Raw genomic sequence first — 24,982 nt, 5'->3', positions numbered from 1 at the left:
TTCAATTAATCAACGTCCGGACGGACAAACGGTATCCGATTGAAGACCGGTTGATGCCAGTCGTTGATTCACCAATCCTTGAACTGAATCAGGCGATTGCTTACGCCAACAACGGTACCGAGGATGATCAAGAAGGGGCGGCCGGAATGGTCCTGCTCGACCAGACGACCGGAAAATCACACGTCATTCGAAAAGCGGTTGAACCATATGCTTATACTGCTTTATACGGCGCTAAGGACACAGCGTATTTTGCAACGACCGACGGCATGATGATCAAGCTAAAGACGGACGGAACGATGCAGCAAAAGTCATTTTCAGTATTAGACGGTGCTAGTTACTCGTCGACGACACCGATGCGGATGATTAACAAACAGACGGGTTATCAAATCATCGGCACCGGTGAAAACGATACGGATCAACGGTTCGTTAAGTGGACGTTCGGACAAGCGTTCCGGGTTGAACCGGTCCGACCTGATTTTTGGAAGCCGGGTAACTATTACCGTTACTTGTACCGGAATCCGTATAATAAGACTTCCTACTTCACGGAAACGGACACGTTCTCTTCCGGTAAAAATCGGTTGATCGTCACGGACGACCGGTTAAAAACGTTATGGACGATACCGATTGATGGAGAAAAAGGTGTGGACTTTGTGATTGATTAACAGCAGAAGGAGTGAGGGAAATGGCTTTTGAAGAGGTGTATTTGACGGCAATTCAAGCACGCTTCCGCGCGGTCCGGGAACCGGCAGAGCAGGCACTCGGTTGGCTGAACGAGGAACAGTTTCATCAGAAACTGGCGCCGGACACGAACAGCGTCGCCCTGTTGATTCAGCATATGACGAACAACATGACGTCACGCTGGACCGATTTTTTGACGACGGACGGCGAAAAGCCGGACCGCGACCGGGACGCTGAGTTCATCGACCAGGGACATGACAAAGCGACGTTACTGAAACTGTGGGATGACGGCTGGCGGCTTGTCGAAGCGACGCTCGCGTCCCTGACACCGGACGATTTGGAACGGACCGTTTTGATTCGCGAGGAACCGCATCTTGTCGTTGACGCAATCGAACGGCAACTCGCGCATTATGCCTATCACACCGGACAGCTGATTTTTTTGATGAAGATCCTGCTCGGACCGGACTTCAAGCCGTTGACGATTCCCTTGCCGCATCAACGTACATGAATAAAACAGACCTGCCTCTTTTACACAGGGGGCAGGTCTGTTTTTATGAGATATCGCGGACTGGTTTCGTCGATAATGAAATGATAAAGATTCGTTCCCCTTTACTAAGTTTAACGTCTTGGGGTGCATCGAGTTGATCCATTTGATTTCCGCGCTTTGATTGATGAATGCTTGATTGTTCTAACATCAACACTTGATAGTCAGAGCGAAGGAGTGTTTTTTCACGGAACGAGACACTACTGTACAGAAAGTCTTTCAGTTCTTCGGATTGCTCAGACCACGTTTGCATCGTACCATCCAAATCATACATGAACGATCGGTAACCTTTCGCGGTATCGAACTGTTCTCCTAGTTTCAGTTTCTTTCCCTCATATTGGCCAGGTTGAATTACTTTCGTAAACCAGATTTTTTGTTCACCAGAATGGAAATATTCAGTTCCGGTCAGATAAAGGGGCTGATTGGACTGACCAGAAATGGTATAGGTGAATTCAAATTTATTAGGATTCTTATGTTCTTTAGACTCATCCATCTTTAACGTTAACGGTAATTCCATCGGTTTGACGACTTTTTTCGGCACGGTCTCTTCCGAACTGCAACCGGTAAGTAAAAGTGCCGATAATGAACAGACGAGCATTTGTTTCAACATCCACTTCACGTCCTTCGTATGTAAATAAAGTAAGTATAAAAGGATTGGATGTTATTTACAATCAGAAAAGTGTTCACGGAAAGGGGGGATTTGCGTGAAAAAACGATTTATTCTTTTCCTGTCGCTTGGACTGTTCGGTTGTTTAGCGACATGGAACCAGGAACAGGCAGAGGCGACCGCTTCCAAAAAAGTCATGTATGTCGCGCCAGCCGGCAAAGATACGAATTCCGGTTCGTTGAAACGACCGCTCAAAACACTGAAACGGGCCAGTCAGCTTGCGAAAGCCGGGACGACGGTCTATCTCCGTCAAGGAACGTACACGGAAGCATTGACAGTCCGGTACAGCGGAACGAAACAGGCACCGGTCGTCTTCCGGAATTACCAAACGGAAAAAGTCGTCTTAAGTGGGAAGGCGTTGAAGAAACAGGACGGGGAGACGACGCTCATCCGAATCGAAAACCTGCAGTACGTGACGATTCAAGGACTGGTTGTCGCAGACATCAAGACGACACGAAACGATGAGACACCGATTGGGATATGTATCACCGGGACAGGACGGAACATTCAACTGATCGATAATCAGGTCCGCCGCATCCAAACGAATGCGAAAGACGGCAATGCCCATGGAATCGCGATTTACGGAACGGGTCGCTTGAAGCAAATCACCGTACGCGGGAATCGTGTCGAAGACAACCGGCTCGGGGCGAGCGAAGCACTTGTCTTAAACGGCAACATCGACGGGTTTTCCGTCACGGACAACATCGTCCGTCGTAACGATAATATCGGCATCGACTTGATTGGTTATGAGGGAGTCGCGACAAACAACTCGGAGGATTATGTCCGTAATGGAGTCATTTCCGGGAATCACGTCTCCGACAGTTCGAGTTACGGCAATCCGGTCTACGGCAAGGACTACAATGCAGCGGGGATTTACGTCGACGGCGGGAAACAGCTGACAATCGAACACAATACCGTCGAGCGAAATGATATCGGGATTGAAGTAACAAGTGAACATGCGAAGAAGTATGCAGAAGACATTACGGTCCGCGGCAATCTCGTCCAACAAAACCGGTTTACCGGCATTTCGATCGGCGGATACGATAAAAAGCGCGGTGGAACGAAACGGGTTCGGATTACGGACAATCAGGTCACCGGTAATGATACGAAAGGACTTGAAGGCGGTCAGCTGCTCGTCCAACATGATGTCCGCGATAATCGGATTGACCATAATGCATTTACGACAGGGCGGGATAACCTGTTTGTCGCGAACTTCTTCAAAACGAGTTCCGGCAATCAGTTTGACCACAATACTTATCAATTAAAAAAAGGAACAGCGAAACGGTGGATTTGGTTGGATTACGAGTACCGCACTCAGTCCGCTTTTGATCGGGCAGTCGCTCAATGAATGAACAACAGACGTCATTTTCCCTAAAGGGAGAGAATGACGTCTGTTTGATTAACGGAATCACATTTGTTTCACGTATTGTAACCGACGAATAGTGTGAAAAGCATCAAACCGGTCGAACCGGTGATACAGGTCAGGCAGATGACGGTCGTAAAAATGCGCAACGGCAACGGTAAGCTGACCTGTCTTTTCCAGACGACATACACGACGACGGCACTGGCCATCATCAGTAAAGCTAAAATCGAGAACGGTAACGTCCGTTCCTGGATCAAATAAAAAATATCCAACGTCTCACGTCCTTTCTGTCAGATTTCGATTCAAATGGGCTGTACTCTGCAAAATCGGACTCTGTTACGTTATACTAATTATTGTAACATATGGATTAATAATCCAAAATGGGATCGAAGAAAGAAGGGGAGACGATTGGCACAATCATTACGCAGATCAGCAACAGATCGATCGATTCAAGGGGTGTGCGGCGGACTCGCGGAACACTTCTGTATTTCATCATTGGCCGTCCGCCTGATTTTCATTGTCATTCCGCTTCCGATTAATTTAATCATTTACATGATTCTCGCTAATGCTATGGCGGATGCACCAAGAACGTTGTAAAACAAATGAACAAAAGGAGGTTATGTCGATGACAAACGGAAAGATTGCACTTCGTGTGTTAGGCATTTTGATTGGCGCAATCGTCGGCTTACTTATTGTTTACGAAGCGAAATGAATCTTTGACGTCAGTATCCTGCTAGGATTCGTGCCGGTGCCGCTATTTTCGCTCTGATCAACATCATTTGCGTGCGCGTCAGAAAATCTTGAACAGCTAAGGGGGAACTATGACGACTTACTTGATATGTACAACATGTGGTGTTCAGATGGACGCAAGCACGACATCAGACGAAATCTGTCCGGTTTGTAGGGGCGAGCGTCAATATGTCAATCCGAACGGGCAATCATAAACAACACTTGGGGAGATGAGGTCGTCCGGAACATACAAGACGACGCTTACGGAAGAACAATCGGGGCTTATGAGTCTGGTAAAAATGCCGAAGTTAGGGATCGGACAGGCGGCATATCTCGTCTCGGTGAAGAAACGGTTTTTTTCGGATTGTGTAAGCTATCTCAATCAGGCGGAAACATTTGATATATATTGTGCTCGAGAATGACGTGAAATTGTATGAATTGGTTGAAAGTGTGCTGCGAGATTACGCAAGAAGGCAAAAATAATGAAACGGTACAAGAGGTGGTCACATGAAATGGATTGAGGATGTCCGGCTTCGAGAAACAGTCTATTTTATTTTGTTCGACATCTCGCTATTTTTATTTCTTTTTTACCTTGATCGAGAAGATGGTACTGGTAGAGCCAGAGGACTTTTGATTGCCGCGTTCGTTTTTTTATTTGGAATGTTACTTCTATTTCTTTGGACAAGTCGCCAAAATATTTGGCTAATGACAGGTGCGATTTTGTTTTTTCTTTTTCTTGGCTTGTACTGGATCTGATCCAGAAAACCATCAGTTTGCGTGAAATGACGGATCCTGTTCGATGTCCTGCAACAGTTCACGGAACTGTTTCGTAAACGGCAAAAATTGTTCGGGTGAAAGTTGGAGTTCTTGTTGGAACGACAGGTTTTCCTAGTCCTCTACGTCAGAGGAATGGGGTGCGAACGAGCGGTCAGGAGTCGTCAAGTCACGTGTTTTCCCGGTCTAGCACCTCGTAAGACTGGCGTGTCGCTTGTTTCGTCTCGACAAGATTTAGGAGATGATCAGCCGGGATGAATCCGCGGGCGACGGCCTAATGCAACTTCAATACATTTCCACCTCGGATCACTGATGACTTTAAGTTGTTCATTCTGTTCGAGAATCAAGATCGCTTGTTGTTGAATATAGTTCACTCCTTTTATTAATCAGTTAACTGTTATTAACCATCTTAAATAAATGGTGTAATCTAACATTAAATTATTAAAAGTATCTTTGTTTACAATAGAATAAATATTTCTATTATAAATAAGAATATTCAAAAAACGGAGGTAAATAATTTGAAAAAATTATCTATAACTTTATTCTGCATTTCTTTGTTACTTTTATCAGCATGTATTGGTGAAAAGGAAAATGCAGAAACTACAAAAGAAAATGTTGACATGCAACCAGAGACCGTAAAAATTAACGCTGATAGCGAACTACGAATTGTGCCACTTTACACTCAGTATCAAAAGTATTTAAAGGCATCTCTTGCAACCGATGATATGGAGGAGAAAAAAGAAAATTATAAAAAATTTGTTCTTGACTACATAGATACGATTGGAGAAAAGGAGAATTTGGGAACAGCAGATTTGAAAGGTAACTTTTTGCTAAACTCGACAGCTTATGAGGAGGAACTCCTAGATCGAATCGATGGGTTAGTTCAAAGACATGATGAAGTTACAGAAACTATTACAAAAAACTACATAGCTTCCAATAAGATCCTTCCTAAAAAGAAAAGTACGATTTTCCTTATACCGGTTAACTCAGAATTTTTATCTGTCGCTGAGTCAATGGGTGGAGTTTCTGGAGCAGCGTATAAAGATACCTACGCTCTTTATCTAGATGAAAATTTCGACAAGAAAGTTCTTGCTTATTCAACTGCACATGAATATCATCATTTAATTCTTTACGATAAACCCGACTTTACAATTAGTTCGATTTTAAAGTCTGTCATTACTGAAGGTTAAGCAGATGCTTTTGCAGATCGAGTTGTCAAAGACGTCTCACCTCCTTGGAATGAATCGATGGATGAAAAAACGAAGGAACATGTAGCGAGCCTTGTAAATAATTATGAATCTACTTTTAACGATTTTGTAATTGGTAATGAACAAAAAGGTATTCCTCGCTGGAGTAACTATATTTTAGGACGCGATATCCTCAATAACTACTTAAAATCGAATCCTGGCGTTTCAATTGCAGAATGGACAATTAAAGAAAACGATGAAATATTAGACGGCTATGAATATCAAAAGCTTCTGCAATAATAATGAGACATTTTTAGTAGAGTAAGAGAGATTTTTCTTATTAAAAGGACGAATTGTAATATTAAGTACAACACCTAACTGAAAACACAAAAAAACCATAACGGCCTCGTGTAGAATAAAGTTACCGCACAAAATTCAACGGTGGATTTGTTATGAGCTATGTTCATCTTACCACATCAGAAAGAGTCAAAATAGAGATTTACCTCGAGTTAGGTTTCGCTGTACGAAAGATTGCAGGACGCTTGTTCCAAGAAGAAGGACTCTCGTTCAAGACGATTTATCGCTGGATTTATACGGGCCTCGTCGAGGCTGACTCTGGACTCCTTCGACAAAAAGGAAAGCGTCAGAAACCAGATGAAACGCGTGGACGCTTCAACGTCGGACTGCCAATCAGTAAACGCCAGTCTGACGTTAAGGAGCGTCAAACGTTCGGACATTGGGAACTTGATACTGTTGTCTCGGGTAGAGGGAAATCCAAGGCTCGTGTCGCAAAGTTCGTCGAGCGAAAGAGCCGTTTATATCGGGCTGTACCGATTAATAATCGGTCTGCTCAATCAATGAAGTCTGCGATTCAAGTATTGCATCTTTACTTCCCGTCGGGAAAGTTCTGAATTCGCTCAAGCGCTTGTCTGAATCAATGAGAGACCAAGAAAATATCTCAACTGGAAAACGGCATACGAGGTCTTCTCGGAAGAAGTGTTGCACTTAATTTGACAAACTATCAACTTAAGTCTGAAACGATTGAAATATTGATAAAGTAAACCATTTTTAAAAAAGAAGGATTTGTTCAGTTAAAGCAGAACGTTAAGCAAAGAACAGATTCTGAACTTACAGAGGAGTGATTCATATGAGCCAAGCTCAAGAAATTCAGATCCATACTGTAATCCAACGACCCGTCGCCGAAGTCTGGACGTACTGGACAGAACCGGAGCATATCAAAGCATGGAATGCGGCATCGGACGATTGGCACACGACGGAAGCGACGAATGATGTCCAGGCTGGTAGTCGGTTCTCCAGTCACATGGCAGCAAAGGATGGCAGTATGGGGTTTGATTTTTCCGGTGTTTATGACGATGTTGTCGTGAACGAAAAATTAGCCTATACACTGGACGACGGTCGCCACGTGACGGTTTTGTTTAAAGCGAACGGGGACGAAACGAACGTCGTCGAAACATTTGAAGCGGAGTCGGCGAATCCGCCCGAGATGCAACAAGCAGGCTGGCAGGCGATTCTTGACCGCTTCAAAGAATATGCAGAACAACAGTGAAGCAGACAAAAAAGCCCGTTCCTAAGCAGGAGGGCTTTTTCTGTAGAGAAAAATCGATTTTACTGCCTTACTTGAACCAATGTTTCCCCGCAATTTTGACAAATTGAATCGAGTGTCTTTGTACAATCTGCGCAATATGTACAGTTGTGCGAACAATGATACGTCACTTGGTTGTCTTTGAACGCCTCTGCGCAGCGGGTACACGTCGTTGCCTGCATCGGTCTCACCTCACTTTTCTTGTTTACCTATCTTTATTTTACAAAATGGAGTCACGGTCCGACAGATGGTTTTCCTCGTTTTCAAGTAGCTTCGCCTAAGAAACAATGGTAATTTAAAGATATGTCTTCATAATATTAGGAGGGTGAAAAAATGGACGAAATTGATTACGCCATCATCCGGGCGTTGCAGGCGGACGGACGGATGTCCTGGACGGAACTCGGCAAAACGGTCGGTCTTTCAACCCCCGCCGTCAACGAACGGGTCAAGAAGTTGGAAGATCGGGGAGTGATTGAAGGATACCGCGCCGTCATCAATCCCGTCGCGATCGAAAAAACAATCATGGCGATTTTGATGTTCGAGCAGACACGCTGTGCGGCGTTCATCACGTTTTGTAAAGATCATCCGGATGTCGTCGAGTGCCACCGGCTCGCCGGGACGTTTAATTTCATGGTCAAACTGTACACGCCGACAGTCGAGACACTGGAAGCGTTTATCGATGCTTCGATGGAATACGGAAAACCGTCGACCTGGATTCGTCTGTCGTCGCCGGTTGCGTTTAAGGCGTTTACGGTCGGGGAAGGGATTTTGATATGAACGTTTCTATCCAAGAACGAATCGAACAAAAAGTCGGTGTGATCGATTCGGTCCATCCCGTTCCCGAGCAGGGGGGAACAGCCATCGTCTACTATGTGAAAACGTTAGGCGGTACCTATATCCTCAAGCAGGCAAGCTTACCCCGATACCGCGAGTGGTTGGCGCAGGAAGCGACAGTGATGCAGACGTTCAAGTCAAAACACATCATTATCCCGACTTATATTGATTATATCGAAGACGCGCAACAGGATTATTTACTGATGTCCTACATAGCCGGTGAGACGTTGACAGCGGCACTAGCGGGTGCTTCCGAACTGCAACGTCTTGAGCTGATTCGTGCATTCGGACGGTTCCTCAGACAGCTTCATACGAGCGGGACTAGCCCTACCCATTCTTCAAAAGACTGGCTGGGCAAACAGCTGCTTCAAGCCAATCGCTACATTGAACAGGGCCGGACAAATGGTTCACGCGAGTTGCTCAACGCATTATCCACCAAGCAGCCGGAACCTGTTCCAGCGACGTGGATACACGGGGATTGTACGACAGACAATCTATTGGTCCGAGACAACGAAATCGTTGCTTTCATTGACCTAGCTGGAATGAAGGTCGGCGATTCCCGCTACGATGAAGCCTTGGCGACACGATCTTTTCGGAAGGATATCAAGATGTTCGATGCGTTCTATTCGGGATATGGATTTTCACCAATCTCAGAAGAAACATTCCGCTATTTCGATGACGGATTGTATGAATTTTATTGAAAAAAATCATAGAATCAGGTCAGGATAAAGAAATGTAATTTATACATTGCATATGGAATGTATATATGACATACTAAAAAGGAAAATCTTTGAAGTAGGTGAGTAACATGAGTCCAAGCATGAGTCCGATGAAATCAAAACGAATGGAACAAGGGTGGACGCAGCAACAATTGGCCGACCGTGTAAAAGTGACACGTCAAACCATCGCCCTGATTGAAGCCCGAAAATTTAATCCGAGTCTGAAACTATGTCTTGAGATTGCCCATGCGTTGCACACCGATTTAAATACGCTATTTTGGGAGGAAGCCGATGAATAAGTTAAAACAATGGTTAGGGATTGAAACTGTAGAGGATGAACGGACACAACTGAAGGAGTTACGGTCATTCCATAATGCCGGACTGTTTATCGTCGTCCTGGCGATGCTTGACCTGATTGTCCGGGGATTCATTTTGGACCGTCCGGCTTCACATTGGGGAGCCAGTCTCGTCTATGTCATCGTCTATGTTTTTTATGCGTTAGCGAAGATGGCACTGGAAGGTATTTATGATACGGAAGTCGATGACGAACGCAGTTTCAAGAAGAAAATGAAACAACATTTTTGGACACACCTTACCGGCGGTCTCTTTTTTGCAATCGTCATGCTTTTCCTGCGCGGGATGCCGGAGACGTTGCGTGACTGGCTGAGAGTCCTGGTGACATTCGTTGTCGTAATCGCATTTTTGCAACTGTACGAATGGGTCTTCACAAAAATCTCATTACGCCGGACACAAAAAGAACTGGATCAGTCCGATTCTTAAATCAATACAAAATAGCGGCTGGTTCCTGAATTGTCTAGGATTGGCCGCTATATCTTTTGCATCAGGTAAAACACTTTGTCGCTTGATCGACCTGATCTTGCGGGATCAGCAATTGGTCGCCTTCAACTGTAAAATCAATGTCGTTGGACTGTAGTCGTTCCATTTGAGCCGGTGTATTTTCACCCCACGGAACGGTTTTTGGTTCCTCGGAAGAAGCACATCCGGCGAGCAGTAGACTGCTTGCGAACAGCAATGGTTTTAACATGAACTCAACTCCTATCAGGATATCCGTTGATTTTTGTTGAAAAACAGTTGCTGCAACTGCAGTCCGTCGCTTGGAACACAAACTTGTCAACCGAATCGGAAACAGATTTAACTAGACGAAAATGACTGACATCTGAATGAAGGGCAGTTCCAACAGATGCATGATTGGACTTGGGAAGTGCTGACTCAGAATAAAGACGAATACACCACTGATAAAGTTGGCACCAACTCCACCGAGTAACATCGCTGCTCTTTGTCCGCGACGGAGCGGAATCTCTGACGGGTGAGATTGGTAGAGTCCCTCCCGAAATTGCTTTCGGGCGACGGGAAAATGACCAATTCGTAAGAAGGGTTCGCCTTTACCAATGGAAATGGATTATAGTCGTAGCCCAACCGAGCGACCAACGATCGTATGGCCGTATTCGTGCAGAATCAGGCTGGGGAAGTAAAAGCAAAACATGATCAGATTGAACCAGAGTAAGTGCATGTTTCTCCTCCTCTCGTTCACAAAAATAATAAAAAACGGGAAAATTATGCAACTCACATAGTTGTAATTTATTTACATCTAAATTGAAAGGGGGACAGACCGATGCATACAGTAAATGATTCCGTTCTGTCGACCCGGACATATCCGGCCGAACATCAAAAACACCGTAAAACGATTTGTTTGTATCATGGCTGGGGATCGAGTGTGACCAAATATGATGAATTCGCGCGGATGCTTTCCGGTAAAGGATTTACCGTCATTGTGCCGGAGCTGATTCTGCATGACAGCCGCAATGCGCTAAGTGCGTATTTTGATCAAGGCATCGTCGAACAGCACTTTTGGGAAGTGGTGTTTCAAAGCATTGAAGAATCGGGCACGCTCGCAAAACAGCTGAACGTTCCAAGAGGGGACATCATCTGGCTCGGCGTCTCGATGGGAGGATTCATCGCGAGCGGTGCAGCGGCTAAACAACAGGGAAGCGCGGGATTGATTAACATCAACGGCTCAGGCTCCTTCCTCTTTGCGGAACAGCTTTTACGAAGCCGCGATAAAAGAACGACGTTGTCGACTTCAGAAGAACAACGCCTGAGAAAGTATGATCCCTTGTCGCAAGAGCAGGTGACGCCGACATTATTGTTACATGGAGAGGACGATGAGGTCATTCCGATTGCGACACAACAGCATTTTGTGGAACAATCTGCTTCAACTAACAGTGATGTCACGTTCCTCAAATATCCATTGATCAACCATACTGTCTCAGATGACATGATTGCCGACATCTTGAACTGGTTGGATGAGCGTTTTTAACAGTTCAGAAAAACCGGACTCCTCTTTAGGGGCCCGGTTTTTCTTTAGAAGCGTTTGGTTATAAGGGATGTTGCACCGAAGATGGAAGCGAGAGTCGCCAACATGAGGCATTCCCCACGGTCACCGTAAAATCTTTTCGAGCGCTTTTCCTTTTGCCAGCTCGTCAATCAGTTTGTCGAGATAGCGGATTTCGCGCATCAACGGCTCCTCGACGTTTTCGACCCGGACGCCGCATACGACACCTTTGATTAACAATCGGCGCTCCTGCATGTCTGGTGCTTCCGCAAAAAAGGTTTCGAAGGTCGTCGCATCTTGCGATAACGTCGAGAGCTGTTGTTCCGAGTACCCGGTCAACCAACGGATGATTGTATCGACTTCCTGTTTCGTCCGACCTTTCCGTTCCACTTTTTTGACGTAAAGCGGATAGACGCTTGAGAACGCTGTCGTGTACAGCCGGTGTTGCCCCATTTTTCTCACTCCTTATGATTCGTATATTTTATATCAAAAAAAAAGCGGGCACTACGTTGTCGGACACAGCTCGTGATACAGCTGTTTGATTTGTTGATACATCTGGTCCGTCGATTGTGCGGCATCGATCCGGATGACAGGTGACCTTGAAAGGATCATCTGGAGCTGATGTTCTGCCAATGTCCCGATCTTGGCAGGATCCGTCTCCGTCAAATACGTCCTGCACCAATCGAGGAAATCGTTTGACCCTGAAAAATCGGGATAGCGTGCCTGTTCCCGTTTGATTAACCGGTTCATCCGTGTTTCTTCGTCCAACGTTAAAAATACGAGCAGCTCGCGGTCCGGGAAGCCGTATGGATTCCATGAAAAGACGGAACCGGAAACAATGTACTGTTGATGGCGTTCGATGTCCTGTCTATATAAGGCATACCGGTCGTCGACCGACCGTTTTTCAGTGAATGTTTGATCCGTCCACAAGTAGTGATCGCTATCGATCCATGGTATGCCTTCTTGCTGCCCGATCCACTTGCCGAGCGTGCTTTTGCCGGTGCCGGATCCACCGATGATTTGAATGCGCATGTTAGAAGTCCTCCAAAAAAATATAAATCTTGTTTTAAATTAAAACAGAGAGGCTGTCAATGATTGAGCGGTCAGGAAATGACAAATGTATCGCGAAGCTCGACAATCGTCCCTTCCGGTGCTTTTAATTTACTGAGGTGCCCGTCGACGACGAAATAGATGTTCCCGCCGTTTTTCGGCAGGAAGGTGACACCGCGTTGTTCGAGCCGTGCGACTTCCGCCGCTAAATCGTCGACGTATAAAGCAAAATGAACGGGACCGGACGTATGTTTCGTATAAGGCGACAACGATTCACCCGTTTTTGCCGTTTGCAGCTCGATGTAAAAGTCGCCGAGCTTCAGCCAACTGTTGAACGCACGTGTATGAAAGTCAGGTGATTCCTGGACGAGTTCGAACCCGAGTGCTTCGTAAAAGGATTTAGAGGCCGCGTAATCAGCCGTTTGGATACAGAGGTGATGGATTTGTTTCAACGTAAGGACGTCCTTTCGAAACGGACCGCAGTCGGCGCTCCGTTGTTTAGTCTATATGTCAGTTTAGCATATTTTAAACCGTTTCAATGCAGACGGAAAACGCCACCCGTTCAAGAAAAGATCAAGGTGGAGTAGCGGTTACGGCGTGACGTCGACGACATGAAACGTAACATCCTGACCGTCCGAAACGGCATAGGCAATCGTCCTATTGACGTAAATCGGTTTAGACATCGTGTCTTCCATTTCGGTCAACGGGGCGACGGTTCCGCGCGTTAAGTCGGCATAGAGGAGCTGCGACGTGTTTTCACGGAAGATTACCCGGTCGCGGGACAAGAAACGAAACGAAGCGACGGTCGAATGCCGATCGGATAATTCATAAGTGAAGTCGGATTGTTTTGAATCAAGCGGTAAAAAAGCAGCATGTCCTTCTTCACCTGTTGCGACGTAATCGGCACCGTACTCGAAATCAATCAACCCATCAATCGGTCGTTGGAACCTGCCGTCATCACTCGCAAGGCGCGAGGTTTTAGTCCCGTCCTTGAACGTGCGGGTATGAATCAAGCGTCCGGCGTCGCCCGACCGGAAATCAAACGGTAAGATGCCGTCCTGTTTTCTTTTGGTTAGGTCATACTGTTCGTGTACGATGATTGTATCGGCGGCTACATCAAAGGACTTCATCAGCGTTGTCGTCTTCTTCGCGGTCGCGTCATGGATCAGCCAGGAGAGGCGGGTCGTTGAAGCGTCAAGCACCGGGATGGAGGCGTCGAAGCGGCTGATCCCTCGGTCAAGCAGATCCTGTTTTCCGTTTTTAAGATTGAAGCTACGAATCGTCCAGGCAAACCCGTCTTCTGCCGGCGCTGACGCGACCCAGAACAGGTAATGGGACACACCGGTCAATGAGCCAATCGGCTGATCGACCGTCTGGATGACTTCGTTCGTGTTCGACCCCGGGGTATAGCAGTAGATCGTACTGCTGACCTTGTTTTCGTTCGTCTGGATGAAGTGCGTGTAGTAAATATCGTGTTCATACAGATACTCCGTGGCAACCTGGACCGTCTGCCCGACAAGAAAAGGCGACAGGTTGTATGAATGCTTCGTACCGACCGAGACCAGTGTCTCCTTTTTTTAGTAGAGTGAAAATTGTCAATCAGATGAAAAACGATACCAAAACGTGTAGACTGGTGGAGTACCTAATTATTGTAACAGATGGACGGTTTATCCAATTTTTTTTATGGAGGTTCAGGTAAATCGAATATTTACATTCAGCAAGGAGTGCATCGAAATGGCAAGAACATTACGGAAATCAGCGACGGACAAATCAATCCAGGGTGTCTGCGGCGGACTTGCGGAACAGCTTGGGTTGTCGTCATTCGCCGTCCGCTTGATTTTTATCTTTATTCCACTGCCCGTCAACGTCATCATCTACATGATTCTTGCGAATGCGATGGCGAGTCCACCACGGACGTTATGACACGAGTTTTAACTAAAAGGGAGGCAACCAAGATGAACAAACAGAACCGCGCGTCATCCTTAGCAGCGCGACTGATCGCGATCACAATCGGCGCCTTGATTGGAGTAACAATCATGTACAGCGTACAAGGAGAGTTCAACTGGAGTGTTTTTCTCGGATTCGTCGGCGGAGCACTCCTGTTAGGGGGCATCAGTGCCGTAGTGGCCCGTAAGAAGCGGCACGCGTAACTGGTTAAAATAAGGGGGAAAAGAAATGAGTTATTGGATTTGTACGACCTGCGGGGTGCAGACGGATGAGGAGGCGGTTCAACCAACGACCTGCCGGATTTGCAGTGATGAACGGCAATACGTCAATCCGGACGGACAATCGTGGACGACGCGTGAGGCGATGGTCGCGTCCAAGAACTACCGGACGACGGTGACACCGGAGCAGCCGGGTCTGATGAGCCTCGTGACATCACCACAATTCGGAATCGGACAAACGGCGTATCTGGTCGCCGGGGCAAAACGGCTGTTGTGGGACTGCATTACTTATCTCGATCAGACCGTGATTGATGAAATCAGCCAACAGGGGGGACTCGACGCGATCGCCTTATCGCATCCGCACTACTATGCGACACAAGTCGACTGGGCAGAAGCGTTTGACGTTCCAATCTATATCCACCAGGCGGACGAACAGTGGGTGACGCGACCGAGCGACCGGATTATTTTCTGGTCCGGCGACCGGCTGGAACTGGCAGAAGACCTCGTCCTGCACCGGATCGGTGGACATTTTGACGGAGCGACGGTCCTTGAGTGGACGCAGGGAGACGCGGGACGGGGTGTCCTGTTGACGGGCGATATCGTCCGTGTCGTCGCTGACCGGGCATGGGTCAGCTTCATGTACAGTTACCCGAACCTGATTCCGCTGCCGGCAACGACGGTAGCGCAGATGGCAAGACAACTCAGCCCGCTGTCGTTCAACCAGTTGTATGATGCCTTTCACCGCATCGTCGAGACGGACGCGGCGGGAGCGGTCGCCCGGTCGGCCGCGCGCTACATCGACGCATTAGGCGGCAGGCATGATTAACGGCCTGTACGAAGCCCATCTCCCGGTCCGGAATTTAAAACAATCGATTGCCTTTTACGAAGGGCTCGGGCTGACGCTCGATCATATCGTCGACGACCGGTTGGCGTTCCTCTGGATTGTCAAAGAAGAAAGTTGGCTCGGCCTCTGGGTCGCGGATCAAGTCGAACTCGACTATCACCCGTCGATCCGGCATATCGCCTTTCAGGTCGAACTGGAGGCATTGACGGATGCCGTCGATTGGCTGACGGCGCGCGGTTATACGCCACGAAAAGCGTTCGGATTCGAACCGACGGAACCGTTCGTCATGGCACTGTCGCACCACGCGCACGCAAAAGTTCATTTCAATGATCCGGACGGGAACAGTCTCGAGTTCATCTGCCCGGTCGACAATCCGCACCGGATCACGGGTACGATGTACTGGAGCGACTGGTTACATATGAACGCTCAAGCAGAGGAGGAGACCGATGAAACAGGCGATCATCTTTGATATGGACGGAACATTATTTCAGACGCACCGGATTTTAGGACCGGCTTTAGACGTGGCGTTCACCCGGCTACGGCAAGCAGGGAAATGGCATGACGCAACACCGCTCGATACATATGAAGCGATCATGGGTGTCCCGTTACCGCAAGTCTGGGCGACCCTCTTGCCGAACCATCCGGAGGCGGACCGAAAGCAAATGGACGACTGGTTTCAACAGGCCTTGATTGAGCGGATTCAAGCAGGACAAGGTGCCTTGTATCCGGAAGCGGTGACGGTATTGCAAACACTCCACGCTGCCGGACACGACCTGTATGTCGCGAGTAACGGACTTTCGGCATATCTAGCGGCGATCGTCGAGCAGTTTGCGTTAGACCGTTACCTGACCGGCGTCTATAGCATCGAAGACGTTGATTCGCTCAACAAATCCGAACTCGTCCGGATGATTCGGACGAAACACGGATTACAGTCGGGTGTCGTCGTCGGCGACCGGCAATCGGACTTTACGGCAGCGAAAGAAAACGGCTGGCCGGCGATCGGCTGCCGGTTTGATTTTGCACAGGAAGCGGAGCTCGCGACGGCCGAGTATATCGTCGATGACCTGATGGCGATCACGCAGCTCGTTTAAGGAACAGAGAGGTGCCTCTCATCATAAGTTCGTCTGAACATATAGGCAGAGGAATCGCCTTTTCGCAAACAGTTGCCGTATGATGAGACGGAATCTGTTTGTAGTTAGAGGAGGCACGTCATGTTAGCAATTATCATTGGTTTAGCGATCGGCATCATCGTTCCGGTGCAGACGAGCGTCAACACGCGGCTGCGTGGAGTTGTCGGATCACCGTTTACGGCATCCTTCATCTCGTTTAGTATCGGGACGGTCTTTTTAGTCCTCTTGACCCTGATCGTCGAAGGGGACTTCACATTGAACGAAGCCCTCTGGACGACGGAACCCCGCTGGATTTGGTTCGGTGGTGTTCTCGGGGTCATCTTCTTGACGGGAAACATCTTACTCTTTCCAAAACTGGGCGGGGTCCAGACGGTCATCATGCCCATCTTCGGACAAGTCATCATGGGGCTGTTGATTGACCATTTCGGATGGTTTGATTCAGCGGTCAACCGGTTGTCGCCGACCCGGTTAATCGGGGCCGTGCTCGTCCTGCTTGGTGTCGTCGGTACGGTCGCCTTAGGGGATTGGTTAGCGAAACGCCGGCAACGCGGACAACAGGAAACGAAGAACCTTGCGGAAGTCAACCTGACCGGTTGGCGTTTACTCGGCATCGCGACCGGGATGATGAGTGCGATGCAAGCAGCGATTAACGGGCATCTCGGAAGTGTCCTCGATTCAGCGATTAAAGGGGCATTGATTTCCTTCGTCATCGGGACGCTGACGTTGCTGCTCGTGTTGTTGCTCGTGCGACCGAAGCTCCAAGTGGACCGGACGGCACCAAAACCGTGGTGGATGTTCATCGGCGGTCTGATTGGTGCGACGTTCATTGCCGGAAATGCGTTCATCGTCCCGCTCGTCGGCACCGGCGTCGCCATCATCATCGTGACGATCGGTCTGTTGACGGGGAGTCTCTTGATTGACCGGTTCGGTTGGTTCGGGGCAGCCCGGACGCCGGTTACCGGTGTTCAAATTCTCAGTTTGCTCGTGATGATCGGCGGAATTGTCCTGATCCGGCTATAAAGTAAACGCCTTTCGAGATTCTTTTGAATCCCGAAAGGCGTTTTTTGTTACTTCCTTACACAGACACCTGCATTAAAACCGTGACGCAAAACTTCAACAAGACCGATTTTTTCATAAGTTACCCGATTCATGACATTTGGGAATTAAATAGCTGGTCGCGTGTCCCGAAGCGCAACGCGAGTTTTAACAGGAAAACGTTTAGAATCAGTAAACCGATCGATAACAGAATCAGGAACAGCGTATTGATGAAGAATAATCCGCTGATTTGACCGATGATTAATCCGATGAACGGTAAGATGATGATACCGCTCAAGTTTTGTGCTTCCTGGTACGTACTGACCCGAGTCGAGATCAATAAATTAATTAACGCCGTCGTCAATAAAAGAATCGGTAACAGCAAGAAGAGTAACACCCACCACTGGGTCGAGGGAAAGCTGACTGAAAAGCCGTTGACGGAAATCAAAGTGTTGATGACGAGCAGATTTATCAAAAAGCAGACGGCGGAAATCAGGTAGGATGAGGCAATCGAGATCAGCAGCTTGCCGTAAAACAAATCACGGATGGTGATTGGCGAAAACAGTAGGCTTTCTAATGTATGCTGTTCCTTTTCACTGACGAAACTATTGGCAGCGATGACGGAACATGTAATGACCGGAACTAACAAAAATAACGTCACGAGCGGATAGTTTAGGAACAAATAAAGCAATTGTTCATTAAACGTCAGTGTCAGGACATCCGGACTGGCCGTAGTCGCCAAAAAACGATTCAGTAAATCGAGCACTTCCGGGTCGGTTAACGTGGACGGATCAAGCTCGATGATGAACCAGGAGAATCCGATCGGAAGAACGAGCCCCATCAAGACCGGGATGATAATCAACGTAAACAGCAAGATCTTTTTTCGAAAGAGTTGGATGCTGTCTTTTTTAATCACGGCAAGCACGAGTGGTAAATTCATTTCGTTTCACCCCTTAACTTAAAATAGACACCTTCTAAATCACGGTCGATTACTTGACACTCATACACCGCGTAGCCCTGATCAATGATTTGTTTCAAAAAAGGACTGATGCACGTTTCGTCTTTAAACGATACTTCAATCACGTCAGAAGCAACAGGTGCAACAGCTGTTTCGAACATCGTGTGGACGGAACCTGGTGGAAGGTTTGTCCGGATTCTGACGCGAATCGCAGTTTGGTGACGCTTCAGTAAGTCCGCGAGTGTCCCTTGATCGATGAAGCGGCCTTGTTCGATGAAGATGTAGGCGTCACAGACACTCTCCAATTGGTAGAGGAGGTGCGACGTGATGATGACGGTCGTTCCCTTCGTTTGATTCACGGACCGAATCATATCCAGGACCTGGCGAATGCCGTCGGGGTCCAGTCCATTCGTCGGTTCATCCAAAAATAAAATTTCCGGGTCATGCAGCATTGCTTTAGCGAGCGCGAGTCTTTTTTTCATACCGGTACTAAACGTATGGACATAGACATCGCGGACATGGGTCAAATCAAACTGGTTTAGCAGTTCAAGCAAATAATCTTTATTTCTGACACCGTATAAAGACGCGTAAAAAGTTAAATTTTCAAGTGCCGTCATGTCAGGGTACAATCCCGCACTTTCGGTGACGATGCCAGCTTTCGTGCGAAGGACTTCAATCGGCTGATCATCATAACGGACCGTGCCATGCGTCGGGGAGATCACACCGTTCATGATTCGAATCAGTGTTGTTTTCCCGGCACCGTTCGGACCAATCAAGCCGACTACTTTTCCCCGTGGAATCGTGAACGACATATCTGATAAGACAAGCCGATCATCAAACGTTTTCGAAATGTTTTGTAATGTTAGCATCTGTTGTATCCTCTCATGTTCTGAATTACTAAAATGTATGGGCATTGCCGAATGAGTTATTGTCCTATGTTTCTATTTCTAATTTTATCCAATTTAAGCGGTTTTTCCAACTGAAATCATCAATTCGTACATATAGTTCAATATGTAGCCAAAGTCATATTGAGCGATAAAAGCATCTGTCCTTATTTAGAAGATGCCAAAAAAAGATGCGTCATCTAAACGTATTAAAGCGTATTCCGTCTCGACAAAACGGCATCTGTACGTAAAATCTTTAAGCTTCATCAATCTTTTTTCATTGAACGGATGAAGAAAAAACAGGAAGTGGTCACGATCATGATGCCGCAATACAAGAGAATCCATGTGATGGTGAAATGGAAGTAGAGCGAAAGTGAGATTAACGCATACGACAGCGGGACTAAGCCGTTCGACGCCGCATTCACTAAACTCATGACACGTCCCATCATCGGCTGTTGGCTCGTCGCTTGAATGGTCGTCAAGAGTAAGACGTTGATGACAGCGGACAGTAACCCCATTGTAAGCAACAGGACGACACCTTGAAAGACCGTTGAGATTTGACCCAGTGCGGCTAACCCGATGCCTAATCCGCCAATCAGTAGAAGCAGTAAGCGGATCGACTGACTTTTGATATTGCGCAGTCCTATCAAGGCAGCACCGAGCAACATGCCGATTTGATACGCTCCTTGCAGATAACTTAAATCGAGGGCTTGCCCGTGCAGCACACCATCGACTAATAACGGGATCCCCATTAAGAGTGGACCGAAAAAGAAAAAGTTGATGATGATTAAGATGAACAGGATCTTTCGTAAATAAGGTTCAGAAAAAACATAACGGACGCCTTCGACAAGTTCAGCCGTTGCAGACGTTGAACGTCGGTGTTCAACACGGCGTTCGCTAATGAATAAGGAACAAAGGAACGTCACGGACAAAAAACAGCCGACGACAACAAATAAAAGAGTGAACGAGTAGGTCGTTAAAAGAATCCCGCCGAGAAGCGGTCCGGAAAATAAGGCGAGTTGGTTCGACGTTTGGACAACGGCATTTGCCCGTGTGAAGTCTTCGGATGACAGGAGTAACGGAAGGAGTGCTGAGCTGGCGGGTGAAAAAAACGCATCGATGCAACCGAATAGAAACGCGAACAGTGACAACTGGACGATTCCTAAGGCGTCATTTTGATAGACAAACAAAAGGGCGATGACGAAACCTAACCGGAATAGACTGGAAAAGCGCATGATCATCGCCTTTTTGAAGCGGTCCGCGATCACGCCGCCGATCAACATGAGAAAAATTCGCGGAAGAAGCGTCAACATCAGGACGATACCGAGGTAAGCCTCTTGCTGCAGCACCCGTAAGATATACCATTGTTCAGCAAAGAGGTAAGTCGATAGTGCAAGAAAAGAACATGTACTCGCTAGCCAAAGACTAATAAAGGAGCGGTTTCGAAAAAAGGAGCGATTTTCTTTCACCGTGCGTTCATACATCAGCGTTCCTCCTTCTGTTATTTTTCCTCGAATAATGCCTCGTCGATTTCAAACCCGGTCGCCATGATATAAAAAAGTTTGTTGTTGTCTTTCGTTTCAAGTTGATCTTCTAACTCAGCCAGGAGCTGACGGTATTTTTTCGTGAATTCTAAAAATTTTTGTGGTGTCGTCGCGACTTCTTTTTGGACGGACAAACTGGTCCACGCTTCGACATCGGAAGAACGCGGTTGAAAGGAGTCGTCCGGCGCAGTGAGGACACGTGTTTTCGCGCGGTCGAGGACTTCAAGATAAGACTGACGTGTCGCTTGTTGTGTCTCGACTAAATTAAGCAAATGATCCGCCGGGATAAAGCCGCGTGCGACGGATTGATAATATTTCAAGACGTTTCCGCCCTGAATCTCTTCTTTCACCAATGCAATCAGCTGGTACTTTTCGAGTTCACGTAAGTGGTACAGGATTTTTGCCCGGGAGACATCCAGTTTTTGAGCTAACTGGTGACCCGTATGCGGTTGTTCAATCAAGTGCATCAACATCTTTGTCCGCATCGGGTCACTGATGACCTTCAGCTGTTCATAGTGCTCTAAAATCAAAATCGATTTTTGCATCATTTCCAACACCTCTTCTCATAAAGTAAACCGGTTAATAAAAGTTAACCGTTAAATAAATCATAGCGGTAATAGCAAAAAATAGCTAGTGAAACTTACAAAAAAATCCATATGTAGTAGTTACCGATACAAAAAAAAGATTGCAGAGGAGAACCCTCTACAATCCACGAGCAGACATCCGCTGGCAATGATGGACGATCAATTCAGTCAATTCTTCAAGCGTCCCGCTGCAGGGGATGATTTCCGGCAAATGATAGAACGTACTCGTCGTCTCGAACCGGTCGTATGTCTGATCAACACAATGGAGAAAAATCGGCTTGTCTTGTCCTAAGGCGATTCCGAGCTCGATGTGGCTTCCTTTCCCTGCCGGCAGTAAAATGATGACGCAGTCCGAGAGCGTGATGGCCTGTTTTTCAGCATGACCAATCGTTTGCAGTGCCGCTTTACTCGTCGCCCGTTCATTTTGGGTCCAATCATACGTCAGCGTAAATCCGCGATCGATCAGTTTGTGTTGTAATATCCGGACGTTCGTGATATTTGCAAAGCTTGATCCAATATAAAACTGCATCCGTCTGCTCCTTTCAGCATGGGTTGTCAAAAACATTTAATTCGCTTACTTCACCTTCAAGATGACTTTCCCTTTCGCATGACCGGATTCCGAATAGGCGAGTGCCTCCTGTGCCGCTTCAAACGGATAGACGCGATCGATGACCGGTTTGATTTGCCCCGTCTCAATCCATTCCGTGATGTGCTGCAGTTGTCGTCCGCTCGGTTTCATGAACAAAAACGTGTATGTGACGCGGTATTTTCGCTCGAGAAAGGCCTCACGGACCGTCAAGAGACGAAATAACATCGTTTTTAAAAATCCGGAACCGTACGCTTTACCGAACCGACCATTCGGCAATCCGGAAATCGAGACGATTTGTCCACCGGGCCGTACGATTTTAAAGGCCCGTCTGAGCGTGTCGTCGCCAATCGTATCGTAGACGCCGTCGAAGTCATGTAAGACCTCATCGAACGCAACGGTCCGGTAGTCGATGATTTCGTCGGCACCGAGTGCTTTGACCAAATCATGACCGGCAGGACTGGTAGTCGTCGCAACATACAGTCCCATCGCCTTCGCCAGTTGGATGGCGAACGTCCCGACACCCCCGGCACCGGCCTGGATCAAGATTTTTTGACCCGGTGTCGCTTGTAAGACGTCGTGAAGTGCCTGATAGGACGTCAAACCGACGAGCGGGATCGACGCCGCCTCTTCAAACGATAACGCCTCCGGTTTTCGTGCGAGTAGGTCTTCATGAATGGCGATGAATTCCGCGAACGTCCCGATCCGCTGTTTTTCGGCGCGTCCGTAAACGGCGTCGCCGACTTGAAACTGTGTTACCGCGGAACCGACCCTCGTGACGATGCCGGCAAAATCGTTGCCGAGAATCAACGGGAACTGGAAGGGAATCAACAGTTTGACCTTGCCGTCCCGAATCTTAAAGTCAACCGGATTGATGCTCGCGGCATGAATTTCGACTAAGACATCATGTGCGGAGACAACGGGAAGAGGCTGTTCCGTTAGTTCGAGTGGTACGTTTCCATATTTTTCAATCGTCATTGCTTTCACCGAGCATCCACCCTCTCTGACAAGTCTTTTTAACCAGTGTATCACGCCTTCCGATAATGCTATACTGAAATTGGATAGGGAAAATATGGGATTAACCAATCGTGAAAGCAGGTGACGTGTTGAAGAAATGGGGAGCACGGTTATTACAAGAATGGATTCGCATACCCCGCTGGATGAAACGGACCGTTCCTTTAGCAATCACGCTCGTGCTCGTCTGGCAGCTTGTCAGGACGATGCTTGATTTTGATGTAGCGTCGGTTACGTTCAGTGATGTCATCATGTGTTTGATTGGTGCAGGTATCATCGTCTTCTTACCCAAGTTTGATTCGAAACGATAGGGAGGTTACATCTTGTCAAAGAAAAGCGAACAGGAACAACCGTTAACAGGGGGAAACGTTTCTGCCGTCAGTCGCGCAGGCGACACGGTCCGGCGGGAACAAAAGCCGGACAGTCCGCGGATTCACCGGCTGCTCGTGCATCTCGAGAAAAAAGAGTATCCGGCAAGTCCACGGTTTCTCGGAATCGATCCGCAAAATCGGGAAATCCTGTCGTATCTTGACGGGGAGGCGGGAAACTATCCCCTCAAAGCCTACATGTGGTCGGAGGCCGTGTTAGAAGAGACGGCCCGGTTACTCCGTCAGTTTCATGATGCCACGGCAGACTTCGAAGTACCCGCGTCATGGGAGCCGCTCGACAATACGCCGCTGCCGTATGCAGTCATCTGTCACAATGATTTTGCCGTCTACAATGTCATTTTTAAGGACAAAAAACCAATCGGCGTCATCGACTTTGATTTAGCGGCACCCGGACCACGGATTTGGGACATCGCCTACACGTTGTATACGTTCGTCCCGCTCAGCCGCCATCATCACGATGAACACGGGCGACAAGTCGATTATGACCCCGTTACGGGACCGGACCGGATCAAACGCCGCATCGACATCTTTTTAGCGGCTTACGGGATGCCGGAATTAAAAGAGCAATTGTTTGATACGTTACTGCTACGGATTGAAGCCCTCCTGTTGACGATTCACCGTAAAGCAGCCCACGGGGAGGAGGCGTTTCAGTGGATGATTGAGGAGGGGCATGCGACGCATTATGAGCAAGAACTTGCCTTCATCAAGCAGCATGGCGTGACGTGGTTCGATTAAAAAGGAGCGATGGTGCAAATGAAGACGGAAACAGATATCGTCCAGATGTTTGAACGGGACCGGGAGACAAGAATACTTCTTGAGGCGGTCGCGACACTCGACTTACCGGACTGGTGGATTTGTGCCGGGTATGTCCGGGCAAAGGTTTGGGATGTTTTAGAGCAAAAGGAAGCGACAGCGGTGGCGGACATCGACGTCATCTATTTTGACGCATCCGACACGACGGAAGCGACTGACCAAATGCTGGAAGCCCGACTGAACGAACAGTTGCCGGACTACCCCTGGTCCGTCAAAAATCAGGCACGGATGCATACCAAAAATGACTTACCGCCATACCGGTCGTCCCGCGACGCAATGGCACAGTTTCCGGAGACGGTGACGGCGATCGGTCTGACGCTACAAGCGGACCAGCTCGAATTTTTCACGGCCTACGGTGTTGGTGATTTGTTGCAACAACGGCTGCGGCCGACGCCGCTGTTCCAGGCGACGGCACGGCAAGTGATTTACCGGCAACGGCTGACGGAAAAACAGTGGGGAAAGAACTGGCCGGGTGTCCATGAAGCGGAGAATGAATCAACTTGAGTGAAAAAAATTTAAATCGTTGAAACGAAAT

The 24,982-nt window shown here is 47.7% G+C and carries 36 protein-coding genes and 1 pseudogene; 23 read left to right on the top strand and 14 right to left on the bottom strand.

Annotated elements, in window-relative coordinates; all coding sequences use genetic code 11:
- The first annotated feature begins 53 nt into the window (after positions 1–53).
- Both KNP96_RS16695 and KNP96_RS05010 read left to right on the top strand, forming a co-directional pair.
- Positions 54–662 carry a hypothetical protein gene (locus tag KNP96_RS16695; RefSeq protein ID WP_251135723.1) on the top strand — a complete coding sequence of 203 codons (609 nt, stop codon included), beginning with the start codon at positions 54–56 and terminating at the stop codon, positions 660–662.
- Positions 663–682: 20 nt separating this feature from the next.
- On the top strand, positions 683–1,186 hold the full coding sequence (locus tag KNP96_RS05010) for a DUF1572 family protein (protein WP_214769212.1): 504 nt from the start codon (positions 683–685) through the stop codon (positions 1,184–1,186).
- A gap of 43 nt (positions 1,187–1,229) precedes the next feature.
- Here the strand turns inward: KNP96_RS05010 and KNP96_RS05005 are convergent, their stop codons facing one another.
- Positions 1,230–1,832, bottom strand: coding sequence for a hypothetical protein (locus KNP96_RS05005; protein WP_214769209.1), 603 nt, complete (start codon positions 1,830–1,832; stop codon positions 1,230–1,232).
- A 94-nt stretch (positions 1,833–1,926) separates the two neighbouring features.
- Here KNP96_RS05005 and KNP96_RS05000 point away from each other — a divergent pair, with 94 nt between their 5' ends.
- Positions 1,927–3,237, top strand: a complete 1,311-nt coding sequence (locus tag KNP96_RS05000) for a right-handed parallel beta-helix repeat-containing protein (protein WP_214769205.1) — start codon at positions 1,927–1,929, stop codon at positions 3,235–3,237.
- A gap of 71 nt (positions 3,238–3,308) precedes the next feature.
- On the opposite strand, the gene KNP96_RS04995 is transcribed toward KNP96_RS05000, so the two are convergent.
- Complete coding sequence (locus KNP96_RS04995) at positions 3,309–3,524, bottom strand: hypothetical protein (protein WP_088837091.1); 216 nt, start codon at positions 3,522–3,524, stop codon at positions 3,309–3,311.
- A gap of 136 nt (positions 3,525–3,660) precedes the next feature.
- Here KNP96_RS04995 and KNP96_RS04990 point away from each other — a divergent pair, with 136 nt between their 5' ends.
- The 6 genes and pseudogenes from KNP96_RS04990 (at position 3,661) to KNP96_RS04970 (ending at position 7,509) form a co-directional block, all read left to right on the top strand.
- Complete coding sequence (locus KNP96_RS04990) at positions 3,661–3,849, top strand: PspC domain-containing protein (RefSeq protein ID WP_214769201.1); 189 nt, start codon at positions 3,661–3,663, stop codon at positions 3,847–3,849.
- A gap of 639 nt (positions 3,850–4,488) precedes the next feature.
- Complete coding sequence (locus tag KNP96_RS04985; protein ID WP_214769198.1) at positions 4,489–4,737, top strand: hypothetical protein; 249 nt, start codon at positions 4,489–4,491, stop codon at positions 4,735–4,737.
- A gap of 536 nt (positions 4,738–5,273) precedes the next feature.
- On the top strand, positions 5,274–5,945 hold the full coding sequence (locus KNP96_RS04980; RefSeq protein ID WP_251135722.1) for a DUF2268 domain-containing putative Zn-dependent protease: 672 nt from the start codon (positions 5,274–5,276) through the stop codon (positions 5,943–5,945).
- 57 nt (positions 5,946–6,002) lie between these two features.
- Positions 6,003–6,242, top strand: a complete 240-nt coding sequence (locus KNP96_RS16690; protein WP_251135721.1) for a DUF2268 domain-containing protein — start codon at positions 6,003–6,005, stop codon at positions 6,240–6,242.
- A 152-nt stretch (positions 6,243–6,394) separates the two neighbouring features.
- Positions 6,395–6,956: pseudogene (locus KNP96_RS04975) on the top strand (IS30 family transposase).
- Positions 6,957–7,089: 133 nt separating this feature from the next.
- Positions 7,090–7,509: an SRPBCC domain-containing protein gene (locus tag KNP96_RS04970; RefSeq protein ID WP_214769195.1), complete on the top strand. Its 420-nt coding sequence runs from the start codon at positions 7,090–7,092 to the stop codon at positions 7,507–7,509.
- A gap of 59 nt (positions 7,510–7,568) precedes the next feature.
- Here the strand turns inward: KNP96_RS04970 and KNP96_RS16910 are convergent, their stop codons facing one another.
- Complete coding sequence (locus KNP96_RS16910) at positions 7,569–7,727, bottom strand: DUF1272 domain-containing protein (protein WP_214769193.1); 159 nt, start codon at positions 7,725–7,727, stop codon at positions 7,569–7,571.
- 151 nt (positions 7,728–7,878) lie between these two features.
- Between KNP96_RS16910 and KNP96_RS04960 the strand changes: the two genes are divergently transcribed.
- The 4 genes from KNP96_RS04960 to KNP96_RS04945 all read left to right on the top strand — a co-directional run bounded on the left by KNP96_RS04960 (position 7,879) and on the right by KNP96_RS04945 (position 9,878).
- On the top strand, positions 7,879–8,322 hold the full coding sequence (locus tag KNP96_RS04960; RefSeq protein WP_214769191.1) for an Lrp/AsnC family transcriptional regulator: 444 nt from the start codon (positions 7,879–7,881) through the stop codon (positions 8,320–8,322).
- Positions 8,319–9,080, top strand: a complete 762-nt coding sequence (locus tag KNP96_RS04955) for a phosphotransferase (protein ID WP_214769189.1) — start codon at positions 8,319–8,321, stop codon at positions 9,078–9,080. Before KNP96_RS04960 ends, KNP96_RS04955 begins: the two co-directional genes overlap by 4 nt.
- Before the next feature lie 107 nt (positions 9,081–9,187).
- Positions 9,188–9,397, top strand: a complete 210-nt coding sequence (locus KNP96_RS04950; protein ID WP_239456920.1) for a helix-turn-helix transcriptional regulator — start codon at positions 9,188–9,190, stop codon at positions 9,395–9,397.
- Positions 9,390–9,878 carry a DUF6773 family protein gene (locus tag KNP96_RS04945; RefSeq protein WP_088837097.1) on the top strand — a complete coding sequence of 163 codons (489 nt, stop codon included), beginning with the start codon at positions 9,390–9,392 and terminating at the stop codon, positions 9,876–9,878. The genes KNP96_RS04950 and KNP96_RS04945 overlap by 8 nt, the downstream gene beginning before the upstream one ends.
- Before the next feature lie 61 nt (positions 9,879–9,939).
- On the opposite strand, the gene KNP96_RS04940 is transcribed toward KNP96_RS04945, so the two are convergent.
- The gene (locus KNP96_RS04940; RefSeq protein WP_088837098.1) at positions 9,940–10,143 is read right to left on the bottom strand and encodes a hypothetical protein; all 204 of its coding nucleotides are present in this window, start codon (positions 10,141–10,143) and stop codon (positions 9,940–9,942) included.
- A gap of 588 nt (positions 10,144–10,731) precedes the next feature.
- Between KNP96_RS04940 and KNP96_RS04935 the strand changes: the two genes are divergently transcribed.
- Positions 10,732–11,436 carry an alpha/beta hydrolase gene (locus tag KNP96_RS04935; RefSeq protein WP_214769187.1) on the top strand — a complete coding sequence of 235 codons (705 nt, stop codon included), beginning with the start codon at positions 10,732–10,734 and terminating at the stop codon, positions 11,434–11,436.
- A 120-nt stretch (positions 11,437–11,556) separates the two neighbouring features.
- Here KNP96_RS04935 and KNP96_RS04930 read toward each other — a convergent pair whose 3' ends face one another.
- The 4 genes from KNP96_RS04930 to KNP96_RS04915 all read right to left on the bottom strand — a co-directional run bounded on the left by KNP96_RS04930 (position 11,557) and on the right by KNP96_RS04915 (position 13,850).
- Positions 11,557–11,904, bottom strand: a complete 348-nt coding sequence (locus tag KNP96_RS04930) for a DUF2200 domain-containing protein (protein WP_088837100.1) — start codon at positions 11,902–11,904, stop codon at positions 11,557–11,559.
- A gap of 51 nt (positions 11,905–11,955) precedes the next feature.
- A complete protein-coding gene (locus KNP96_RS04925) occupies positions 11,956–12,483 on the bottom strand; it encodes a shikimate kinase (RefSeq protein WP_214769185.1) in 528 nt (175 codons plus the stop codon).
- 71 nt (positions 12,484–12,554) lie between these two features.
- Positions 12,555–12,953, bottom strand: coding sequence for a VOC family protein (locus KNP96_RS04920; RefSeq protein ID WP_214769182.1), 399 nt, complete (start codon positions 12,951–12,953; stop codon positions 12,555–12,557).
- A gap of 138 nt (positions 12,954–13,091) precedes the next feature.
- Entirely contained in the window at positions 13,092–13,850 is a 759-nt protein-coding gene (locus KNP96_RS04915) for a hypothetical protein (RefSeq protein ID WP_214769179.1), read from the bottom strand.
- Positions 13,851–14,235: 385 nt separating this feature from the next.
- On the opposite strand from KNP96_RS04915, the gene KNP96_RS04910 reads away from it, so the two are divergent.
- The 6 genes from KNP96_RS04910 (at position 14,236) to KNP96_RS04885 (ending at position 17,660) form a co-directional block, all read left to right on the top strand.
- Positions 14,236–14,424 carry a PspC domain-containing protein gene (locus tag KNP96_RS04910; protein WP_088837104.1) on the top strand — a complete coding sequence of 63 codons (189 nt, stop codon included), beginning with the start codon at positions 14,236–14,238 and terminating at the stop codon, positions 14,422–14,424.
- 32 nt (positions 14,425–14,456) lie between these two features.
- The gene (locus KNP96_RS04905) at positions 14,457–14,651 is read left to right on the top strand and encodes an LPXTG cell wall anchor domain-containing protein (RefSeq protein ID WP_088837105.1); all 195 of its coding nucleotides are present in this window, start codon (positions 14,457–14,459) and stop codon (positions 14,649–14,651) included.
- A gap of 25 nt (positions 14,652–14,676) precedes the next feature.
- On the top strand, positions 14,677–15,492 hold the full coding sequence (locus KNP96_RS04900) for an MBL fold metallo-hydrolase (RefSeq protein WP_214769175.1): 816 nt from the start codon (positions 14,677–14,679) through the stop codon (positions 15,490–15,492).
- Positions 15,485–15,979: a VOC family protein gene (locus KNP96_RS04895; protein WP_214769172.1), complete on the top strand. Its 495-nt coding sequence runs from the start codon at positions 15,485–15,487 to the stop codon at positions 15,977–15,979. Before KNP96_RS04900 ends, KNP96_RS04895 begins: the two co-directional genes overlap by 8 nt.
- Positions 15,957–16,601: an HAD family hydrolase gene (locus KNP96_RS04890; protein WP_214769169.1), complete on the top strand. Its 645-nt coding sequence runs from the start codon at positions 15,957–15,959 to the stop codon at positions 16,599–16,601. The genes KNP96_RS04895 and KNP96_RS04890 overlap by 23 nt, the downstream gene beginning before the upstream one ends.
- A gap of 120 nt (positions 16,602–16,721) precedes the next feature.
- Positions 16,722–17,660, top strand: a complete 939-nt coding sequence (locus KNP96_RS04885) for a DMT family transporter (RefSeq protein ID WP_214766059.1) — start codon at positions 16,722–16,724, stop codon at positions 17,658–17,660.
- Positions 17,661–17,787: 127 nt separating this feature from the next.
- On the opposite strand, the gene KNP96_RS04880 is transcribed toward KNP96_RS04885, so the two are convergent.
- From KNP96_RS04880 to KNP96_RS04855, 6 genes are all read right to left on the bottom strand, one after another.
- Positions 17,788–18,615 carry an ABC transporter permease subunit gene (locus KNP96_RS04880; RefSeq protein WP_214769166.1) on the bottom strand — a complete coding sequence of 276 codons (828 nt, stop codon included), beginning with the start codon at positions 18,613–18,615 and terminating at the stop codon, positions 17,788–17,790.
- Positions 18,612–19,502, bottom strand: coding sequence for a heme ABC exporter ATP-binding protein CcmA (gene ccmA / locus KNP96_RS04875; protein ID WP_214769163.1), 891 nt, complete (start codon positions 19,500–19,502; stop codon positions 18,612–18,614). Before ccmA ends, KNP96_RS04880 begins: the two co-directional genes overlap by 4 nt.
- A gap of 281 nt (positions 19,503–19,783) precedes the next feature.
- On the bottom strand, positions 19,784–21,001 hold the full coding sequence (locus KNP96_RS04870; RefSeq protein ID WP_214769160.1) for an MFS transporter: 1,218 nt from the start codon (positions 20,999–21,001) through the stop codon (positions 19,784–19,786).
- 17 nt (positions 21,002–21,018) lie between these two features.
- Positions 21,019–21,609, bottom strand: a complete 591-nt coding sequence (locus KNP96_RS04865; protein WP_214769156.1) for an ArsR/SmtB family transcription factor — start codon at positions 21,607–21,609, stop codon at positions 21,019–21,021.
- A 154-nt stretch (positions 21,610–21,763) separates the two neighbouring features.
- Positions 21,764–22,174, bottom strand: a complete 411-nt coding sequence (locus tag KNP96_RS04860; protein WP_214769153.1) for a TIR domain-containing protein — start codon at positions 22,172–22,174, stop codon at positions 21,764–21,766.
- Between the two features lie 45 nt (positions 22,175–22,219).
- Positions 22,220–23,218: an NADP-dependent oxidoreductase gene (locus KNP96_RS04855; protein WP_214769150.1), complete on the bottom strand. Its 999-nt coding sequence runs from the start codon at positions 23,216–23,218 to the stop codon at positions 22,220–22,222.
- A gap of 101 nt (positions 23,219–23,319) precedes the next feature.
- Between KNP96_RS04855 and KNP96_RS04850 the strand changes: the two genes are divergently transcribed.
- Genes KNP96_RS04850 through KNP96_RS04840 form a run of 3 tightly spaced genes read left to right on the top strand, consistent with a single transcriptional unit; the run spans position 23,320 to position 24,951 of the window.
- A complete protein-coding gene (locus KNP96_RS04850; RefSeq protein ID WP_214769147.1) occupies positions 23,320–23,556 on the top strand; it encodes a hypothetical protein in 237 nt (78 codons plus the stop codon).
- 12 nt (positions 23,557–23,568) lie between these two features.
- On the top strand, positions 23,569–24,369 hold the full coding sequence (locus KNP96_RS04845) for a phosphotransferase enzyme family protein (protein WP_214769144.1): 801 nt from the start codon (positions 23,569–23,571) through the stop codon (positions 24,367–24,369).
- A gap of 18 nt (positions 24,370–24,387) precedes the next feature.
- Positions 24,388–24,951 (top strand): nucleotidyltransferase family protein, encoded by a 564-nt coding sequence (locus KNP96_RS04840; protein ID WP_214769141.1) that lies wholly within the window; start codon positions 24,388–24,390, stop codon positions 24,949–24,951.
- Positions 24,952–24,982 lie beyond the last annotated feature (31 nt).

Origin of the sequence: Exiguobacterium sp. s133, assembly GCF_018618595.1 — a bacterium.
Taxonomy (GTDB): domain Bacteria; phylum Bacillota; class Bacilli; order Exiguobacteriales; family Exiguobacteriaceae; genus Exiguobacterium_A; species Exiguobacterium_A oxidotolerans.
Note: the sequence above shows the minus strand (reverse complement) of the source record. Positions and strands in the feature narration are given on the sequence as shown.

Coding starts and splice junctions, on each gene's coding strand:
- KNP96_RS16695 (WP_251135723.1), top strand. CDS start 54: ATGCCAGTCGTTGATTCACCAATCCTTGAACTGAATCAGGCGATTGCT.
- KNP96_RS05010 (WP_214769212.1), top strand. CDS start 683: ATGGCTTTTGAAGAGGTGTATTTGACGGCAATTCAAGCACGCTTCCGC.
- KNP96_RS05005 (WP_214769209.1), bottom strand. CDS start 1,832: ATGTTGAAACAAATGCTCGTCTGTTCATTATCGGCACTTTTACTTACC.
- KNP96_RS04985 (WP_214769198.1), top strand. CDS start 4,489: ATGAAATGGATTGAGGATGTCCGGCTTCGAGAAACAGTCTATTTTATT.
- KNP96_RS16690 (WP_251135721.1), top strand. CDS start 6,003: ATGGATGAAAAAACGAAGGAACATGTAGCGAGCCTTGTAAATAATTAT.
- KNP96_RS04970 (WP_214769195.1), top strand. CDS start 7,090: ATGAGCCAAGCTCAAGAAATTCAGATCCATACTGTAATCCAACGACCC.
- KNP96_RS16910 (WP_214769193.1), bottom strand. CDS start 7,727: ATGCAGGCAACGACGTGTACCCGCTGCGCAGAGGCGTTCAAAGACAAC.
- KNP96_RS04960 (WP_214769191.1), top strand. CDS start 7,879: ATGGACGAAATTGATTACGCCATCATCCGGGCGTTGCAGGCGGACGGA.
- KNP96_RS04955 (WP_214769189.1), top strand. CDS start 8,319: ATGAACGTTTCTATCCAAGAACGAATCGAACAAAAAGTCGGTGTGATC.
- KNP96_RS04950 (WP_239456920.1), top strand. CDS start 9,188: ATGAGTCCAAGCATGAGTCCGATGAAATCAAAACGAATGGAACAAGGG.
- KNP96_RS04945 (WP_088837097.1), top strand. CDS start 9,390: ATGAATAAGTTAAAACAATGGTTAGGGATTGAAACTGTAGAGGATGAA.
- KNP96_RS04940 (WP_088837098.1), bottom strand. CDS start 10,143: ATGTTAAAACCATTGCTGTTCGCAAGCAGTCTACTGCTCGCCGGATGT.
- KNP96_RS04935 (WP_214769187.1), top strand. CDS start 10,732: ATGCATACAGTAAATGATTCCGTTCTGTCGACCCGGACATATCCGGCC.
- KNP96_RS04930 (WP_088837100.1), bottom strand. CDS start 11,904: ATGGGGCAACACCGGCTGTACACGACAGCGTTCTCAAGCGTCTATCCG.
- KNP96_RS04925 (WP_214769185.1), bottom strand. CDS start 12,483: ATGCGCATTCAAATCATCGGTGGATCCGGCACCGGCAAAAGCACGCTC.
- KNP96_RS04910 (WP_088837104.1), top strand. CDS start 14,236: ATGGCAAGAACATTACGGAAATCAGCGACGGACAAATCAATCCAGGGT.
- KNP96_RS04905 (WP_088837105.1), top strand. CDS start 14,457: ATGAACAAACAGAACCGCGCGTCATCCTTAGCAGCGCGACTGATCGCG.
- KNP96_RS04900 (WP_214769175.1), top strand. CDS start 14,677: ATGAGTTATTGGATTTGTACGACCTGCGGGGTGCAGACGGATGAGGAG.
- KNP96_RS04895 (WP_214769172.1), top strand. CDS start 15,485: ATGATTAACGGCCTGTACGAAGCCCATCTCCCGGTCCGGAATTTAAAA.
- KNP96_RS04890 (WP_214769169.1), top strand. CDS start 15,957: ATGAAACAGGCGATCATCTTTGATATGGACGGAACATTATTTCAGACG.
- KNP96_RS04885 (WP_214766059.1), top strand. CDS start 16,722: ATGTTAGCAATTATCATTGGTTTAGCGATCGGCATCATCGTTCCGGTG.
- KNP96_RS04880 (WP_214769166.1), bottom strand. CDS start 18,615: ATGAATTTACCACTCGTGCTTGCCGTGATTAAAAAAGACAGCATCCAA.
- ccmA (WP_214769163.1), bottom strand. CDS start 19,502: ATGCTAACATTACAAAACATTTCGAAAACGTTTGATGATCGGCTTGTC.
- KNP96_RS04870 (WP_214769160.1), bottom strand. CDS start 21,001: ATGTATGAACGCACGGTGAAAGAAAATCGCTCCTTTTTTCGAAACCGC.
- KNP96_RS04865 (WP_214769156.1), bottom strand. CDS start 21,609: ATGATGCAAAAATCGATTTTGATTTTAGAGCACTATGAACAGCTGAAG.
- KNP96_RS04860 (WP_214769153.1), bottom strand. CDS start 22,174: ATGCAGTTTTATATTGGATCAAGCTTTGCAAATATCACGAACGTCCGG.
- KNP96_RS04840 (WP_214769141.1), top strand. CDS start 24,388: ATGAAGACGGAAACAGATATCGTCCAGATGTTTGAACGGGACCGGGAG.